At 39.3% G+C, this 16,479-nt stretch carries 15 protein-coding genes; 1 reads left to right on the top strand and 14 read right to left on the bottom strand.

Annotation, left to right across the window (positions count from 1 at the left end):
• Positions 1 to 66 precede the first annotated feature (66 nt).
• The 13 genes from B3F51_RS13340 to B3F51_RS13280 form a co-directional block, all read right to left on the bottom strand.
• A complete protein-coding gene (locus B3F51_RS13340) occupies positions 67 to 702 on the bottom strand; it encodes a thiamine diphosphokinase (protein ID WP_070371214.1) in 636 nt (211 codons plus the stop codon).
• Positions 699 to 1,589: a ribosome small subunit-dependent GTPase A gene (rsgA, locus tag B3F51_RS13335; protein WP_250932800.1), complete on the bottom strand. Its 891-nt coding sequence runs from the start codon at positions 1,587 to 1,589 to the stop codon at positions 699 to 701. Before rsgA ends, B3F51_RS13340 begins: the two co-directional genes overlap by 4 nt.
• A 187-nt stretch (positions 1,590 to 1,776) precedes the next feature.
• Positions 1,777 to 3,693, bottom strand: a complete 1,917-nt coding sequence (gene pknB, locus B3F51_RS13330) for a Stk1 family PASTA domain-containing Ser/Thr kinase (RefSeq protein ID WP_250932802.1) — start codon at positions 3,691 to 3,693, stop codon at positions 1,777 to 1,779.
• The gene (locus B3F51_RS13325) at positions 3,683 to 4,429 is read right to left on the bottom strand and encodes a Stp1/IreP family PP2C-type Ser/Thr phosphatase (protein ID WP_070371212.1); all 747 of its coding nucleotides are present in this window, start codon (positions 4,427 to 4,429) and stop codon (positions 3,683 to 3,685) included. The genes pknB and B3F51_RS13325 overlap by 11 nt, the downstream gene beginning before the upstream one ends.
• On the bottom strand, positions 4,426 to 5,457 hold the full coding sequence (gene rlmN, locus B3F51_RS13320; RefSeq protein WP_070371211.1) for a 23S rRNA (adenine(2503)-C(2))-methyltransferase RlmN: 1,032 nt from the start codon (positions 5,455 to 5,457) through the stop codon (positions 4,426 to 4,428). Before rlmN ends, B3F51_RS13325 begins: the two co-directional genes overlap by 4 nt.
• Before the next feature lie 170 nt (positions 5,458 to 5,627).
• Positions 5,628 to 6,968, bottom strand: coding sequence for a 16S rRNA (cytosine(967)-C(5))-methyltransferase RsmB (gene rsmB, locus B3F51_RS13315; RefSeq protein ID WP_286947565.1), 1,341 nt, complete (start codon positions 6,966 to 6,968; stop codon positions 5,628 to 5,630).
• Positions 6,965 to 7,666 (bottom strand): zinc metallopeptidase, encoded by a 702-nt coding sequence (locus tag B3F51_RS13310; RefSeq protein WP_286947563.1) that lies wholly within the window; start codon positions 7,664 to 7,666, stop codon positions 6,965 to 6,967. Before B3F51_RS13310 ends, rsmB begins: the two co-directional genes overlap by 4 nt.
• 57 nt (positions 7,667 to 7,723) lie before the next feature.
• Positions 7,724 to 8,665 (bottom strand): methionyl-tRNA formyltransferase, encoded by a 942-nt coding sequence (gene fmt, locus B3F51_RS13305; RefSeq protein ID WP_084633613.1) that lies wholly within the window; start codon positions 8,663 to 8,665, stop codon positions 7,724 to 7,726.
• Positions 8,662 to 9,102, bottom strand: coding sequence for a peptide deformylase (gene def, locus B3F51_RS13300; RefSeq protein WP_070371208.1), 441 nt, complete (start codon positions 9,100 to 9,102; stop codon positions 8,662 to 8,664). The genes fmt and def overlap by 4 nt, the downstream gene beginning before the upstream one ends.
• Positions 9,103 to 9,137: 35 nt before the next feature.
• The gene (gene priA, locus B3F51_RS13295; RefSeq protein ID WP_070371207.1) at positions 9,138 to 11,528 is read right to left on the bottom strand and encodes a replication restart helicase PriA; all 2,391 of its coding nucleotides are present in this window, start codon (positions 11,526 to 11,528) and stop codon (positions 9,138 to 9,140) included.
• 10 nt (positions 11,529 to 11,538) lie between these two features.
• Positions 11,539 to 11,832 (bottom strand): DNA-directed RNA polymerase subunit omega, encoded by a 294-nt coding sequence (gene rpoZ / locus B3F51_RS13290; protein ID WP_084633612.1) that lies wholly within the window; start codon positions 11,830 to 11,832, stop codon positions 11,539 to 11,541.
• A 2-nt stretch (positions 11,833 to 11,834) separates the two neighbouring features.
• The gene (gmk, locus tag B3F51_RS13285; RefSeq protein WP_175440931.1) at positions 11,835 to 12,506 is read right to left on the bottom strand and encodes a guanylate kinase; all 672 of its coding nucleotides are present in this window, start codon (positions 12,504 to 12,506) and stop codon (positions 11,835 to 11,837) included.
• A gap of 17 nt (positions 12,507 to 12,523) precedes the next feature.
• Positions 12,524 to 13,402 carry a YicC/YloC family endoribonuclease gene (locus tag B3F51_RS13280; RefSeq protein ID WP_084633611.1) on the bottom strand — a complete coding sequence of 293 codons (879 nt, stop codon included), beginning with the start codon at positions 13,400 to 13,402 and terminating at the stop codon, positions 12,524 to 12,526.
• Between the two features lie 338 nt (positions 13,403 to 13,740).
• Here B3F51_RS13280 and B3F51_RS13275 point away from each other — a divergent pair, with 338 nt between their 5' ends.
• Entirely contained in the window at positions 13,741 to 15,510 is a 1,770-nt protein-coding gene (locus B3F51_RS13275; protein ID WP_286947559.1) for an Rqc2 family fibronectin-binding protein, read from the top strand.
• A gap of 2 nt (positions 15,511 to 15,512) precedes the next feature.
• Here the strand turns inward: B3F51_RS13275 and B3F51_RS13270 are convergent, their stop codons facing one another.
• Complete coding sequence (locus B3F51_RS13270) at positions 15,513 to 16,430, bottom strand: RluA family pseudouridine synthase (RefSeq protein ID WP_286947557.1); 918 nt, start codon at positions 16,428 to 16,430, stop codon at positions 15,513 to 15,515.
• Positions 16,431 to 16,479 lie beyond the last annotated feature (49 nt).

The following is a 16,479-nucleotide window of genomic DNA, read 5'->3' as shown; positions in this document are numbered from 1 at the left end:
TCGTCTGGCTGTTGTCTGATACTCACCACACCGACGCACTCAAATTATTTCCCTTTGCACCATAAATTAGTCCGCTGCAACAATGACCATCAACAGCCCTTTCTCAAAAGAAATGCGCTGAGTCTTTTTATTAACAACATTACTAATCCCATATGGCTTATCTACACTCATTTCCCCTGCTGAAATCGGATATTCAAATCCGGTAATCGTCAATCCCGTAACATTTTCACCAATCGGCAAAATCGATACAATCGTGCCAATTGGAAAGCTCAATTCTGTTGTTTTTCCAAGTAATCTGATTTGATTATTTTCATTTACAATCTCAGCTTCGATGTTAACATCCGTGAAACGTTTCAGTAAATAGATATTTGCAATACTATGATCCATCCGGGATCCCAAACCACCAAGCACAATCACTTTATCTGCGCCACGTTTGATCGCATGCATGATTGCCAGTTCTGTGTCTGTTTCGTCCTTTTTTTGTGGGTACATCTCAAGTTGTACCGCTTTGTAATATTCGCTGGTTTCGGCGGTAATTGAATCCATATCACCGATAATAATATTTGGCTTTAGTTTTAGTTCTCTGGCAAAATTTGCACCGCCATCTGCACAAATCAGATAGTCTGCCTTTACTTTATTTATATATGTCTCATAAAAATCTTTACTCTTGTATTCTCCGTTCGTAAAAATGATCACTTTCATCGATATTGATCCTTCTTAATTTCTTCCAGTAAACTTAAATAGTGCTCGTATCGAGCTACGCTGATGATTCCTGATTCAACAGAATTTTTGATATCGCAGCCTGGTTCATCCTTATGGAGACAGCTTTTAAAGCGACACTTCCCTTGAGAAAACTCTGGAAAATACTCCCGCAGTTCCTCTGGTTTAATCATTTCAGAAATTTGATAGGATGAAAACCCCGGAGTATCCAATAAATAACCCCCATTCTTAGTTTCCAGAAGCTCGACATGTCGGGTTGTATGTTTTCCTCGTTTTAATTTTTGGCTTAAAGCCCCAGTTTCCATCGTTTGATCAGCACATAAATAATTTGCCATCGTCGACTTTCCAACACCCGAAGGGCCAGCCATAAATGCTGTTTTTCCACCTATTTCTGCAATAATCCTATCCAAGGTATCCGTATCGTTTTTACTGAAAAAAAACAACTGATAGGGGGTTTTCTCGTAGATTGCCTTTATCGCCAGTTCCTCTTCAGTCGTTGTTAAATCTCGTTTTGTGAAGCAGACAACCGGCTTTACATTTTGTATCTCTGAACTGATTAAAAGCATGTCAAGCAAGAGTAGGTTCGGTTTTGGATTAGTCATCGAGAAAACAATAAGGCCAATATCAACATTAGCCACTGGCGGTCTTACAAAAATGTTTTTTCGGGGCTTAATCGACTCAATCATCCATTCCCCGGGATTATCTGATTGAATCATCACCTCATCGCCAACGGTAGGAATGATTTTCTGATGCCGTAATACACCTCTCGCCTTGCACTCCAATATGTCATGGCTTTTATCAGCTTTCACATAATAAAATCCACCGATTCCCTTGATTATTTTGCCAATTTCCTGTTCGTTAACTATCAATATCACCCCTCCTTTTTCACACTTACTTTGTGTACTCATCACACTTTTTTAAATTAAATACGGGTTTCTACAACCAATTGAAACATCGTTTTTGTCGAACCTTTCATTGAAATGTACGAATTGAATGCTTAATTGTTGTATAAACCCGTAAATACTATAAAAACACGTCTTTAGCAGTCACATCGAATCAAAAGTCAATGTAGCCTGTCCCAACACTGGATCCATCGATAAACACTTCATAGGTTTCTCGACCAACGCCCTCAACATTAACTGAAAAAACATCGTCTGACATATTTGTTCCCTCGTAAATCACTGTCTCAGTTTTATCTGCTGCAGTTAATACAACCTTAACCTTGACTGATTTTGCCGGTGTGGTTTGGATATATTCACTTAAATCAATCGTCAATTTCTGAGTAGAGACCTTACCGCTACTCACCACGATCGCTATTTCTGAGCCTTTCGAAACTTGATTTCCATCAGTAGGAGACTGTTTCATAACCATGCCTTTAGCATAATCGGTACTGGTTTCATGGGTAATCGTTCCAACAGTCAACCCCGCATTTGTGATGGTGCTTTTGGCATCCGCTTCGGTCTGACCGACAACGCTGGGTACTGTAACCAGATCCTCACCCTTGCTTACATATATTGTCACTTTAGTTCCTTCATTGGCCGTTGTGTTGCCATTGGGATTCATTTGGAAGACAATCTCAGCATTATAGTTACTGTTGTATTCACGCTTTATTTCACCGACCACAAAATTAGCCGCTTCGATCGCTTTTACTGCTTCGGTTTCACTTAGTCCAATAACTGATGGGATCGTTCCGGTCTTTACGCCTTTACTGACAGTAACCTTAACGGTCTTCCCACTTTGTAATTCCTTGCCGCTTTCCGGGTTTTGAGTAATGATTAGCCCCGCTTCGACATCGGCGTTATAAACTTCTTTTTCAACTTCCAAAACCAGATCCAATTTTTCCAGTGCCGTTTTTGCCTCGTCTGTTGTTTTGCCTTTTATGTCTGGAACCTCAACCGTCTTTCCTGAAAAGAAGGCAAAGGCCATAACGCCCATAGCAATGATCGCTACGGCTGCAAAAACCGAAATCAGAATGATCTTACGTTTCTTCTTTCTGGCAGCCGTTTCTTTTGGCGTTTCATAATAATAGTCATCATCATCTTCTTCTTCAGGCTGAACCGTTGCATGGCTACCGGTGTTTTCAACATGAAAAAGCCCCTCCCGGATAATGTGTGTATCATTACCGAGGTGATTGCCGTCACCTGCTCCAAAACTCATATTTTCCAATACCGACTCAAGATCTTCCATCAGTTCGTCAGTATTCTGATACCGTTCGTCGGGCTTCTTTTGAGTCAGTTTCACGACAATCTGATTGACCCGTTCTGGTATTTTGGGTTCCAATAATTTTGGTGGGACAATCTCTTCCTGGATGTGCTTAATTGCAATTGTCACCGTATTCTCTTCATCAAAGGGCAGCTTACCCGTTAATAATTCATAGTATAAAATACCCAGGGAATAAAGATCTGAGCGTTCATCCACAAAGCCGCCCTTGGCTTGTTCCGGAGATATATAATGAACCGAACCCATGGTTTGATTGGTCATCGTCACCGTCGAACTGGTAATCGCCCGAGCGATTCCAAAATCGGCAACTTTGGGAACCAGATCCCGAGTTAACAGAATATTATGAGGTTTAATATCCCGATGAATGATTTTGTTCTCGTGAGCACAGCGCAATGCATTGGAAATATCCATTACAAACCGGGTTGCTTCGGTATAGTCCAAACGCCCTTTTCGCATTAAATATTGTTTCAGGGTAATCCCATCAACGTATTCCATAATAATGTAGTAAATATTATCCTGGACGCCAACATCATAAACACCGACTATATTGGGATGGGATAAACAGGCTACCGCCTGAGATTCCCGATCAAATTTTTTTATAAACTGTTCGTTTTCAGTATACTCTTCACGAAGCACTTTAACTGCCACATAACGATTTAGTTTTAGATCCCGAGCTTTGTATACATAGGCCATACCGCCACGGCCGATCAGCTCGACAATTTCATAACGTTTTCCTAAGGTTCTACTGAGCATTAGGCACTCCTTCCAGAGGCTTGAATAAAACGACAGTAATATTGTCTTTGCCTCCGTTTATGTTTGCCAGATCGATGAGTTTTTTTGCTGCATCTTCCAGACTATTTTCCATAACTACGGTCTTAATATCCTGATCACAGACCATATTAAAAAGCCCGTCCGAACAAATCAGATATGTTGCTTGAGGGTTTATTTCATATCGATAAAAATCCACATTCACAGAGTTATCAGTTCCTAGTGCTCGGGTAATAACATTTTTTTGAGGATGTATTTCGGCTTCTTCCTGAGTTATCTTGCCTTCATCCACCAGAATCTGAACCAGCGAGTGATCTTTTGTTAATCGAATTATTTCGTCGGCTGTGATACTATAAGTTCGACTGTCGCCAACATGGCAAATACATAAATAATTCCCGTCAACGATACACATGGTTAGGGTGGTTGCCATGCCCAAACGTGCGGGTTCATCATCACCTATTTTTTTTAGTTCCAGATTAATGGATTTTACAAAAGACATCATTTCTTCCGGGTCAAAGTAATTTTTAATCCCGGAAAGATTATTTTTAATAAAATCCACCGCTGTTCTGCTGGCTATTTCTCCACTGCGATGGCCTCCCAAGCCATCCGCAACTGCAAAAACATAAGAAATACGATCAACGTTTTTTATGGTTGCTGCCAAGTAGGCATCTTGATTTACCTTTCTTAGTGATCCAACATTGGATCCGTAGGCACATTTCATACACTCACCTTATCCTCATATCTTTTTTTTCGAAGTTGACCACATGCAGCATCAATTTCTCTTCCCATTTTTCGTCGCATCGTAACATTAATCCCATGTCGTGTCAGCTCCCCAAGAAAATAATTCATTCGGGGACTCTCTTTTAAAGACGTTTCTTGAATCTCATTCAAACCAATTAAATTCAGGTGGTTTTGACTTCCTTTGAGTAGTTTAATGAGTTCTCCAATATCTTCATCCCGGTCATTATAACCATCAATTAGAGCATATTCATAGGTGATACGTCTTCCCGTCTTAGTAAAATAAGCTTTGCAGGCATCCATCAGAGGTTCAAAATCATAGCGTTTGGCAATGGGCATTAACATCTTTCGACGGTCTGGAAAAACTGAATGAAGTGAAATAGCCAGATTTATCTGAAGATCTTCTTCTGCTAAAGCTTCAATTCCCGGAATAATCCCACAGGTAGAAAGACTGATTTTTCGTTGCCCGATTCCAAACCCCGAATTTGCAATTCGAATAAATTTGATTACTTCATGATAATTTTCAAGTGGCTCGCCAATTCCCATAATTACGACATTTGAAATTCGCAGTTTTTCTTTTTTTTCCACTAAATAGATCTGATCCAGTATTTCACCAGCGCATAAATCTCTGATTTTTCCACCCTTTGTGGAAGCACAGAATTTGCAACCCATATTACATCCAACTTGTGTTGACACACATAACGAAGCACCATGTCCATAGTGCATTAACACAGCTTCAATGTATTGATGGTCTTCCAACTCAATCAAATATTTCTTTGTACCATCATGCGGATCAGCTTGCGTGGTTTCGATTTTACTATGTAACAAATCATACTGATCCGATATTTTTTTTCTCAAACTACTGGAAAAGTTAGTCATCTCACTGAATTTTTCGCATTTTTTTTCATATAACCATTGATATAACTGTTTCCCACGATATTTGGCCTCACCTAAACTTACCATGAGCGCTTCACACTCATGGATGTCTCTGCCAAAAATATTTTCCTTCATGTTTTACTCCTATACAATTAGAGAGACCTTACACTCAATGAGATGTTTAACATAGATTGATCTATTATATCAAAAGAACCGATCAAATTCAAATTTTTTCAATTCTCCTTTTTTAGCTCTTTTTTGTTCAAATTTGACATTATTTCAAAATATCACTCATTTGACCCCATCTATTCGTAAACATCCATTTTTTTTAATCGACACATAAAAAAACAGTCACTACCTTCCATTAACGGACTTGTATAAGTATAGTTACTTCCATGTTCATCGGGAATGATCTGTAACTGAGGAAATTTAATTAATAACTTTCCGATTTGGTTTTCATTTTCATCTTTATTAATGGTACAGGTTGAATAGAGTAGCTCCCCACCGGGTTTTAAATATCGAACAGCATTTTCCAGTAAGGTACTCTGAATTTTAACAAGTGCTTTACGTCCTTCCTTGGTACTACGATATTTTATCTCTGGTTTACGTCTGATGACTCCAAGTCCGGTGCAGGGAGCATCCAATAAGATTTTATCAAATGAAGCTTCATCGATTGGCGAATACTCACAACCGTCCTGTTCTTCTAGTCTGATATTGGTACAACCTAACCGACTTGCACTTTGTTCAACCAGTTTCAACCGACTGCCATAAACATCGCGACCAACGATTTCCCCAGAATTATTCATCATCTCGCTTAAATACATAGTTTTACCGCCGGGCGCTGCACACATATCCAAAACCCGATCACCTGGCTGTGGATTCAATCGCTCCACTGTCAGCATCGCCGCCTGATCCTGAATCGAAAAATGACCATCTCTGTATAAGCGGGAATTTTCGATATTACTCTCAAAAATTCCCAAGTTTGTCACATTAATGGCATTTGTTGAAAAACTTGCAGATAATGCCTCAACGCCAGCCTGTTGCAAATCTTGAATCAGTTGTTCTTTTGATGTTTTCAGTGTATTACAACGTACGGTAAAGGGAGGTTTTTCATTCAGCATCGGCATAATTGCTTCGGCCTTTTCCGCTCCATATGCTTCATAATACTTATGTACAATCCACAGCGGTACGGAATAGCGAATCGATAACGCTTCTTTTTCATTGTCCCAATTTTCAAACTTGAATTCTCTTCCGTTTTCATCGATTTTTCGCATGATGTTTCGCAACACACCATTAATAAAACCCTTGGCCTGAGGTTGGATTTCAGCAGCTAAATTGACCGCTTCATTGACAATTGCATAATTGGGAATTTTATCCAAAAAATAAAGTTGATAGATGGCGATTCTTAGTATCTCACTGACCTCTTTGTGTAACTTTTTTACTGGTCGACTGCTTTGCTGCGTAATCAAGTAATCCAGGTAGATCTGATTTTGAAGACAGCCATACACAATAGTAAGATATAGTCGACGATCATCATCTTTTATCGGGAAGCGTTGCAGGGTTCTCTTAATTTCCAAGTTAGAATAAGCCCCATCGTAGTCAATTTTTAGTAGGGTTTCCAGTGCCAATTTTCGAATGTTTTTCAATCTCTTGAACCTCTTAATATAATTAGTCTAATTAACGTTAGTAAAGACATCAGCGCAGCCGCAACATAGGTGAGGGCCGCTGCTCTTAGAACCTTTTTTACACCAACCTCTTCGCCTGGTTGTAGCAGATTGTTTTCAGCCAGTGCAGCAATCGCACGTTTGCTGGCATTAAATTCTACTGGTAGGGTGATCACGGTAAACAAGAGGCTAAATGAAAAGAGTAGAATACCCAGATTCATAAACATCGTCCCCCAACCAGAAGTTTGCCCAAAGAATAGGCCAATAAAAAAAATAGGCCAGGCAATATTCGTTGCAAAACCGGTAACTGGCACAATGAAACCTCGAAACTTAAGCGGCCAGTACCCTTCTTTATCCTGAATGGCATGACCAGTTTCATGAGCGGCAATGCCAACTGCGGCCACGCTAGCCTGTTGCCCAACGCCAGATGATAAACGCATAGTTTTATTCCGCGGATCGTAGTGATCAGTTAAATTCCCGGCTATATTTTCAATTGAAACGCTATTTAAGCCATTAGCATTTAATAAACGTCGAGCAGCATCCGCCCCTGTCATCCCATTTTTTGTCGGCACCTTGCTATAAGCCTTGTAAGCGCTACTTACCTGATACTGAGCATAAGCTGCAAAAATAATACCCGGCACAAGTATCAGCATCGTCCAATAATAGTCTAAAATAAACATTGTATTCCTCCTGATCTTTTTGTAATGCTAGCACAATTTTCTAAAGATCTGCTTAGGCTAGTTTAAAATAGTTCCAATTGCCATCTTTCTCCCACGTAAAAAAACAGTGGCTTCCAACCGCTTTTTTCCTGGCGCCTGAATTGATCCAATTCTTAAGGCACCGTCCTGGGTTTTAATGACAAGACCCTCCCGATCATCGGCGATAACAATCGTTCCAGGCTTTTCATGACCTTCCCAGATTACGATCTCCGGAGAAAAACATTTGATTTTTTCATCATTATATACGATATACGCTCCAGGCACAGGATCAGTACCATTTATTAAATACAGTATTTCTCGGCTGCTTTTGTGCCAATTGATGTACCCGGTATCTTTAAGTATCTTCTCGGCATAGGTGGCCACTGAATTATCTTGAGGAACTGGTTTTAATGCCCCCGCCAGAAACTTTTCCATGGTTTCAATTAGCAAGTGCCCTCCCAAAAGTGATAAACTCCGATAAAGATCCAAAAAGGTGGTGGATTCCGTAATCGGATATTCTGCTTTTGACAACATATCGCCGGTGTCCATCCCTTCACTCATCAACATAATGGTGACGCCAGTTTTTTTCTTTCCATCAATGATCGCTCGTTGAATTGGTGCCGCACCCCGATAATCCGGTAAAAGCGAGCCATGAATATTTAATGCCCCATAGTTCGGTATTTCTAAAATTTCTCTGGACAGAATCTGTCCATACGCAGCAACAACGAAGATGTCCGACTGAAAGTTTTTCAATACTTCTACAAATTGGGTATCCCTGATTTTTTCAGGCTGTAGAACTGTAATACCAAGCTCTAATGCCTTGGCTTTCAATGGTAATATCTCAACCTTCTTTCCCCTTTTATTTGGTCGATCCGGTTGGCAGACAGCAGCTTGAACCTCATACCCCGCAGCAACAAGGCTTTCCAGGGCTGGGACACCAAAATCTGTGGTACCCATGAATATCACTTTGATATTTTTCATTTTTCGACACGATCAGTAAATAAGATCCCATCAAGGTGATCGAGCTCATGGCAAACAGCCCGTGCCAGCAAATCCGAACAAAACAGCTGAAAAACTTTGCCGTCCAAATCGGTTGCTTCAACGACGAGTGATTCTGGCCGTTTTACCAAACCCGATTGTTCAGGAAGGCTGAGGCAGGCCTCTTCATCCTCTGCTTCTCCATCTGTAGAGATGATGGTAGGATTAATAAAGGTCATTGGTCCATCTCCAACGTCGACAATAAACAAACGTTTTAAGATCCCGACCTGAGGTGCTGCCAAACCAACCCCCTCAGCTTTATTCATGGTTTCCACCATGTCAGCATTTAATACTTTTATTTTTTCGTCAATCTCCTCGATCACTCGAGATTTTTTTCTGAGAATTGGATCATCATCGATCCTGATTTGTCGAATTGCCATTTCTTCCTCCTGATTCATGTTTAATACAATAATTGTTAGTTAATCTGAATAGATACTTTTGATTTAAGTGCTTCTATTATACCAAGTCTGATAATTTTTGACATTAAATTCTGAAAAACACTTTGTTTAGCCGTTTTTATGACAATTTGGTAGGTGATATTGCCACCTCTAGTTACACCAATTCGCACCGGTTTATAAACAGCCTGTCCCATTCCAAATGCTTTTAGTTCTTCCTTAATAGAAACATAGAGCCGAACTGAGTCGTTTTCGGCTTCACTTTCTTTCTTATGAAACACACTCAAACTGATCATCTTAACAGTCGGCGGGTAATGCATTAATTGACGGTAGTGAATTTCGCTGCGATAAAACTCCAGAAAACTCTCATTCTTGATCGAGTAGATTGTATCATTTTCTGGTTCGTTGGTTTGAATCACTCCTTTTGTTTTGTTATCCATGGCTTTAGCAAAAAATCGGCTATACATCTGATAGACATTTTCCGAAGCCTGATAGTTCCCCTGATTAAGATCTCGATCAATAAGAACGGCTGCCGCAACGCTTATATTGGATAAATTAAAATGTTTATTAATAACCTGGGTTCCGATTAAAATATCAAATTCACCACTGGCAATGCTCTTATTAATTTTTTTAATGTCAGATCGTTTCATATTTCCTTGTACGGTAGCGATCCGGACACCTGAAAAAACCTTTTTAAGATACTCTTCCAATTGATCAATACCGTAGCCCATGTGTCTGACTTTGTCGCTACCACATTCCGAACATAGCACTGGAACAGCCTTCTTATATCCACAGTAATGACATAGAAGTGAATGATCGTGATTTAAATATTTTAACGAAACACCGCAATGAGGGCATTTTTCAACATGACCACATTTTCTGCATAGAATGCTGTTTGCATAGCCTAAGTTATTGATAAACAGTACACTCATTCTCTTTTGTTCAATGCCCGATTGGAGATATCGAAGCAGCGTTCTGCTCAATATTCCCATATTGCCCTGGTGCATTTCTTTTTGCATATCGATGATTTCAATGGCATGGCGGAATCGTGGCTCTTCACCAATTTGAATGACTGCCAGCTCTTTTTTTTCAATTCGATACCACGTGGCGACCCTCGGGATATTGTCTGCAATAATATAAAAAGCCCCCATTATTTCACTCGCTTTTTTAGCGATATCAGTGATATGAAATTGAGGCATCGAAATGCTGTTATGAGACGAATCATGCTCATCGTCAATAATGATCAAGCCGAGATTAACATACGGTAGAAACACCGCTGAACGAACCCCAATTATCACCTTTATTTCCCCGGATCGAATCCGCAAATATAATTCAGTTCGTTGCTTCGGGCTGAGCTGTCCGTGAAAAACGCCAACCTTGTTTCCAAAGTATTTGTAGAACATTTCCATTCTCTGAAATGTCATATTGATTTCCGGAAAGATGACAACCGATGAGCGATTCGCTTTTAATTGATCTTCGATTGCCTTGAAAAACAAGCGATATTTACTCACTGCGTCAAAAACGTGAAAAAAAACCCCGGAAGTTTGTTTCGTTAATGCCTGGTATTGGTTGTAACTGCGCTGTTCGTTGTGTGTTAAGATAACTGATTGATGTTCATAGCCTGCAGCACTCAGATTGAGAGGCTGCTCTTGTGATGCTGTCTTATTAACACAAACATATCCTTTTTTTATTAAAGGCTCGAGACTTTTTTTATACTGGGCTGTAATTATTTTTAAATCTTCACCCTTCATATCGCTACGGAGTAGATACTCCATTAACTCGCACTGCTTTTTTCCAAATTTTTTATCCTGCTTTAAAGCCTCCCGCCCCATAGCAGTAAGATGATAGCTCGATTGGATCGACTTTTTTCTGCTCTCTGGGTCGCTTATTTTTTTCCAGCTTTTTTTAGAGTACACAGCCTTCTTTTTAATCAGTTCTGCTAAAATAATGCGATCTTCAGGCTTAACTTTCTTTAATGGGAGGACTTCATTCGGATTGTCAAAATAATGCTCAATAAACCAGTTTTGCTTTAAATCCAAGTCAAGTTTTTCATAATTCCGGTAATAATCAATTTCTTGCTTGATTTGTACTGCCATCGTAAAATACGAGAGGGCCTCATAAAATAAAGAACAATAGACGGTCTTCATCCAAAGACACAATTCTATTTGTTCTCTATTCAATACTGGTTCCATATCGATATTTTCTATAATCTCTTTGATTTTTCCTGAGTAATCTGTCGTTTCTTTGATTTTTGTGATAAAAGCTTCAACCCGCCGATTTCCGATACCAAACTGCACAACAACCCGAATCCCCTCCTGAGTTACCGATTCCAGATGCACTGGAACACGATAATCATAAGCATGATCGATTCGTTTGTTTGTCTGGTTTAAAAAAACTTCGGCTATTTTCACAGTTTGAATCCTATTCGATTATTGTTGGCAGCTCTTCTGTTTCGCCACTTTTTAATAAGGTTGAATGTGATTCGTTAACCATCTCAAAATGTTGTAACGACTCTGGTTCAGCTGTCTTATGGACGCAGTGGATCATTTCTTCGGCAATCTCGTTTGTTGCAATGGTGACCGGATTATCGATTTTAATTTTTACCAGTGGTTCATCTCCATCCACTATTTCCCTTGCTCGTTTTGCTGTTGCCAAAACCAAAGAATATTTATTTTCTGCCTTGCTAATCAAATCATTTAATGCTGGATATCGCATTGTTACCTCCCAAGTATATCTTCAATTTTATTTTTCAATCGTTCCGTTCGGCATTTTTCAGCCGTAATAATACTTTGTACCCGCTGAGCGGCGTCGTTTAAGTCATCATTTATGACAATATAACTATAGTCATCCGCATTTTTCATTTCTTCGTATGCACAATTTAAACGCATTTCCATTTGTTCTTTGCTTTCAGTTCCCCGCTCTTCGATGCGACGTCTAAGTTCCTGCATGGATGGCGGTACAATAAAAATATAAATCCCTTCTTTATAGTTGGTTCGCACCTTTGCAGCACCCTGAATATCAATTTCCAGAATCACATCAAAGCCGGATTCCAATAAGTTTTCTACGTAATCTTTTGGTGTTCCATAGTAGTTCTCATAAACTGTTGCATATTCCAGGTATTGTCCCTTTTTTATTCTTTCTTCAAAGCTTTCTTTGGAGATATAAAAATATTCCCGTCCATGCTTCTCACTATTTCTGGGCTGACGCGTTGTTTCAGAAATTGACAGCCGAAGATCCGGGTTTTTTCGACAAATAATCTTACAAACACTTCCCTTGCCAGCACAGGATGGTCCTGATATTACAATGAGAATCCCTTTTTCTCGCTCGAAAAACGGCTCGGTTAATTGTTCTTCTTTTAATTCTGTGTTTATTACTGGACAATCACTCATAGATTTATTTAACACCCCTACTCAATATTTTGTATTTGTTCTCTTATTTTTTCAATCTCACTTTTAACATCAACCACAATATTAGCAATAGCTAAGTCGCTGGCTTTTGAACCAATGGTATTGATTTCCCGATTTACTTCCTGTATCAGAAAATCCAGTTTTCTTCCTACTGGTTCGGTTTCTTCAACCATCCCTTCTAATCGGTCTAAATGGCTTTGCAGTCGGGTTAACTCCTCATCAATATTCAATTTATCCGTCATCAGAGCGACCTCAGTCAATAAACGTTTTTCATCTATTTCCACCGATTCAACATAGGAGGAAATCTTTTCTCGAAGTTCATTTTTATATCGTTCCAGCATATCCGGACTTTTTTCTCGAATATTTTCGACATAATTTCGAACAATACAGCAACGATTTACTACATCGAGTTTCAATGCATTTCCTTCACGTTTTCGGCTATCTTCAACTTCTTCCAATGTTTTTTCTAAAACCGGTTTTATTTTTGACCAGATGCTTTCATAATCATCAATGTCTTCTTCAACCATAATGACATCCGGAAACTTTGAAATCAAAGATAAGCTCAGATCATCCCCAATCATTGAATCAAGTCGGCGAATTTCGTTAAGTACCGAAATATAGTTTTGGGCTAAATCTCGATTGAAAACGATCCGACGATTTTTTGTGCCCAATTCCGAATATTTTATAAATATTTCAACTCGTCCTCTTGCAATGCTTTGTGAAACAGTATTTCTGATTTTTTCTTCGATTGGATTGAGGGTTTTTGGAATTTTTATAAAAAAATCTCTGAATCGATGGTTAATTGTCTTAATCTCAATTGAACAATCGACTTCCTCATCGCGATAATCTTTCCGCCCAAAGCCCGTCATACTTTTCATGATGTTTCTCCATTTCCATTAAATCCACCCGGCAAATTCCACATGACCAGTTAAGCGAAATACCAGGCAACAGCTTTTGTAATTTGGTTTTCATTTGAACCTGCAAGATTATTAGATACTAACGCATTCTGAAACTCAGCTCATCCTTACCTAATTTATACACTATATCGAATTTCAATGAAAAAGTCAACGATTCCCTACTTATTGAACACTTTATTGAAATTGGCGTTACTTATCTTAATCATTCCTTATTCATTGTTTTTTTTAACCCTTTATCATCCTTGAAGAACATGATAAAATCATTCTATATTGAACCGACGATTTGAAAGGAGCATTTTATGGCTTATGATGGTGTTACCCTGTATCATTTAATCAATGAATTTAAACCCCTCTTAATTGGAGGTCGCATACGAAAAATCTACCAACCAGAAATTGATGAAATTCGTCTTTTAGTCAACCTGGGAAATCAAAAAAAACATCTCTTACTCTCTGCAAATGCAAGCAATCCACGTGTATACATGACTGAAAAGATCAAAGAAAATCCGAGTGCGGCTCCTAGTTTTTGCATGGTATTGAGAAAATACCTTCTAAATGGAACCATTATTGATATTGCCCAACATGAAACTGACCGGATCATGGAACTTTCCGTCACAGCAAAAAACGATTTTAATGAAATAGTTGTTCGTAAACTACTCGTTGAAATAATGGGACGAAACAGTAATATTATTCTGGTTGATGAATCGATGAAAATTCTGGATTCGCTAAAAAAAGTCGGGTCAACTTCCAGTCGCTACCGCCAAATTCTTCCTGGTCGTGATTATGTTTACCCTCCAGAAAATAGCCGTCTCAGCTTTCTCAATCTTGACGCAAATCATTTGAATGAATTGCTGAGCGATTATAAGGATTCTTCAGTGGAAAAAGTCTTTGTTCAGGCTTTACTTGGCATCAGCCCCAACATCAGTCGGGAAATTGCCTTCAGGAGCGGTATTGATCCTCAAACTAGTGTGTCTGGTCTTTCAAAAAAACAAAAACAATTTCTGTGCGAAGCGTTCACTCAAGTCATCAACGAAATCAGGCAAAAATCTGAACCAGTCATTATTTATCTCGGACGTAAAATGGTGGATTTTTCAACCATTGACCTTCACTATCTACGATCTGATCACCGTTTCGAAGCATATCCGTCCATTTCAGAGATGCTTGAAGCGTATTATTTTATGAGAGACAAAGCCCTCCGCTTTAAAACCCGGGCGGCCAATCTACGCCAGCAACTGGATATTCTGGTTAGAAAAAACATTAAAAAGCTTGACAACCTTCAACAGGATGTCGATGCATCTCATAAAAACGAAAAATTTAAACTGTATGGCGATTTGATCACCGCCAATATTTATGCCATTGAAAAAGGCCAGGAAATTGCCACACTCGTCAACTACTACGATCCTGACTGCCAAACCATCGATATTCCTTTGAAAGTCAATCGAACCCCCGCTCAAAATGCCCAGCACTACTATAAAAAATACAACAAAAGCAAAACGGCACTTAAACATTTGGCCAGCTATATATTGGAAACGGAAGAAAAAATCTATTATTTGGAAAGCCTCGTCAATAGTTTGGAACAGTCTACTGAATTGGCTGAATTGGATGAAATCCGTCATGAATTTCTCCATTCCGAATTCAATAAAAAAGCTATCTCCAAAGAAGATAAGAAGAAACAGCTACCTTCCAAACCCTTGCATTATATTTCATCTGAAGGTTTCCATATTTTTGTTGGTAAGAATAATTATCAGAATGACTTTATATCCACTAAAATGGGGAAAAATGAAGATTGCTGGCTTCATGTCAAAGATGCCCCTGGTTCTCATGTATTGATTGTTGCTGGTGGCCGCTTTATCACCGAGAAAACTTTACTTGAAGCTGGCAATTTGGCTGCCTGGTTTAGTAAATCAAGAGGTTCAAGCAATGTTCCTGTCGATTATCTTGAGTTTAAATACCTAAAAAAGCCCAGTAAAGCAAAACCGGGTATGGTTGTCTTTACCAATCAAAACACCATGTATGTAACCCCCACTCAGGATGGCGTTGAATCAATCGAAGTCATCACTGATACCAATTGAACCTATTTTAGTTTTTTTAGAATTTCTTTGAATGCTGGCGGAACTGATGCTCTGAAAACCAGGTGTTCATTCGTTCTCGGGTGGATAAAACCTAATGTATGAGCGTGGAGACATTGCCCCTCTGTTTTAAACGGATTATTCTTGTCTCCTTTCCCATACAATGGATCTCCTGCCAATGGATGACCAATCTTTTCCATATGCACCCGAATTTGGTGGGTTCGCCCGGTTTCCAGTTCAAAACGGAGAAGGGTGTACTGGTTAAAGCGTTTTATCACTTCAAAATGAGTAATTGCGTTCTTTGAATTCCTTTCTACTACCGCCATTTTTATACGAAGTTGCTCATGTCTGCCAATAGGCATATCCACCGTTCCCCGATTGGGTTTGACATTTCCTTTAACCAGACCATAATATCGCCTGAGAATAGTATGCTCCTTGAGTTGTTCAGATAAACTTCGATGTGCAGCGTTATTTTTCGCAATCATCAGTAGCCCAGACGTATCCTTGTCAATCCGGTGAACGATTCCCGGACGCATCACCCCATTAATCTTTGATAAATTGTTAGTATGAAATAGCAATCCATTTACAAGCGTACCGCTGCTATTGCCCGGGGCTGGGTGGACAACCATCCCCTGGGGCTTATTTACTATCAGCACGTCATCATCTTCATAGATTATGTCAAGCGCAATATCTTCTGCTTGCATATGACAGGCAACCGGCTCAGGAATCGTTAAGGTGATGATCTCACCAGTTTTAACGTGATAGCTGGCTTTCCTTTTTTGCCCATTCACCAAAACATCCCCTGCCGCAATCAGTCGTTTAATATACTCTCTTGAATAATCACCGGACAACGTGCTGCAAAAATGATCCAGTCGTTGATCGGTTTCTTCTGGCACAATATACTCATTATGCTCTTTCGTCATAACACCCTCCATTATTTATATATATCTAGGCGTTTGCAAAACGCCACAG

The sequence above is a fragment of the Acetobacterium sp. UBA5834 genome (assembly GCF_002435675.1).
Classification (GTDB): domain Bacteria; phylum Bacillota; class Clostridia; order Eubacteriales; family Eubacteriaceae; genus Acetobacterium; species Acetobacterium wieringae.
This window is presented reverse-complemented; position numbering and strand designations above follow the sequence as displayed.

Bases quoted from the DNA above. Each gene is read 5' to 3' on its own strand.
- B3F51_RS13275 (WP_286947559.1), top strand. From the start codon at position 13,741: ATGGCTTATGATGGTGTTACCCTGTATCATTTAATCAATGAATTTAAA.
- B3F51_RS13280 (WP_084633611.1), bottom strand. From the start codon at position 13,402: ATGAAAAGTATGACGGGCTTTGGGCGGAAAGATTATCGCGATGAGGAA.
- B3F51_RS13270 (WP_286947557.1), bottom strand. From the start codon at position 16,430: ATGACGAAAGAGCATAATGAGTATATTGTGCCAGAAGAAACCGATCAA.
- fmt (WP_084633613.1), bottom strand. From the start codon at position 8,665: ATGAAAAATATCAAAGTGATATTCATGGGTACCACAGATTTTGGTGTC.
- B3F51_RS13310 (WP_286947563.1), bottom strand. From the start codon at position 7,666: ATGTTTATTTTAGACTATTATTGGACGATGCTGATACTTGTGCCGGGT.
- rlmN (WP_070371211.1), bottom strand. From the start codon at position 5,457: ATGAAGGAAAATATTTTTGGCAGAGACATCCATGAGTGTGAAGCGCTC.
- rpoZ (WP_084633612.1), bottom strand. From the start codon at position 11,832: ATGCGATATCCAGCATTAAATGATTTGATTAGCAAGGCAGAAAATAAA.
- def (WP_070371208.1), bottom strand. From the start codon at position 9,102: ATGGCAATTCGACAAATCAGGATCGATGATGATCCAATTCTCAGAAAA.
- gmk (WP_175440931.1), bottom strand. From the start codon at position 12,506: ATGAGTGATTGTCCAGTAATAAACACAGAATTAAAAGAAGAACAATTA.
- B3F51_RS13340 (WP_070371214.1), bottom strand. From the start codon at position 702: ATGAAAGTGATCATTTTTACGAACGGAGAATACAAGAGTAAAGATTTT.
- pknB (WP_250932802.1), bottom strand. From the start codon at position 3,693: ATGCTCAGTAGAACCTTAGGAAAACGTTATGAAATTGTCGAGCTGATC.
- B3F51_RS13325 (WP_070371212.1), bottom strand. From the start codon at position 4,429: ATGAAATGTGCCTACGGATCCAATGTTGGATCACTAAGAAAGGTAAAT.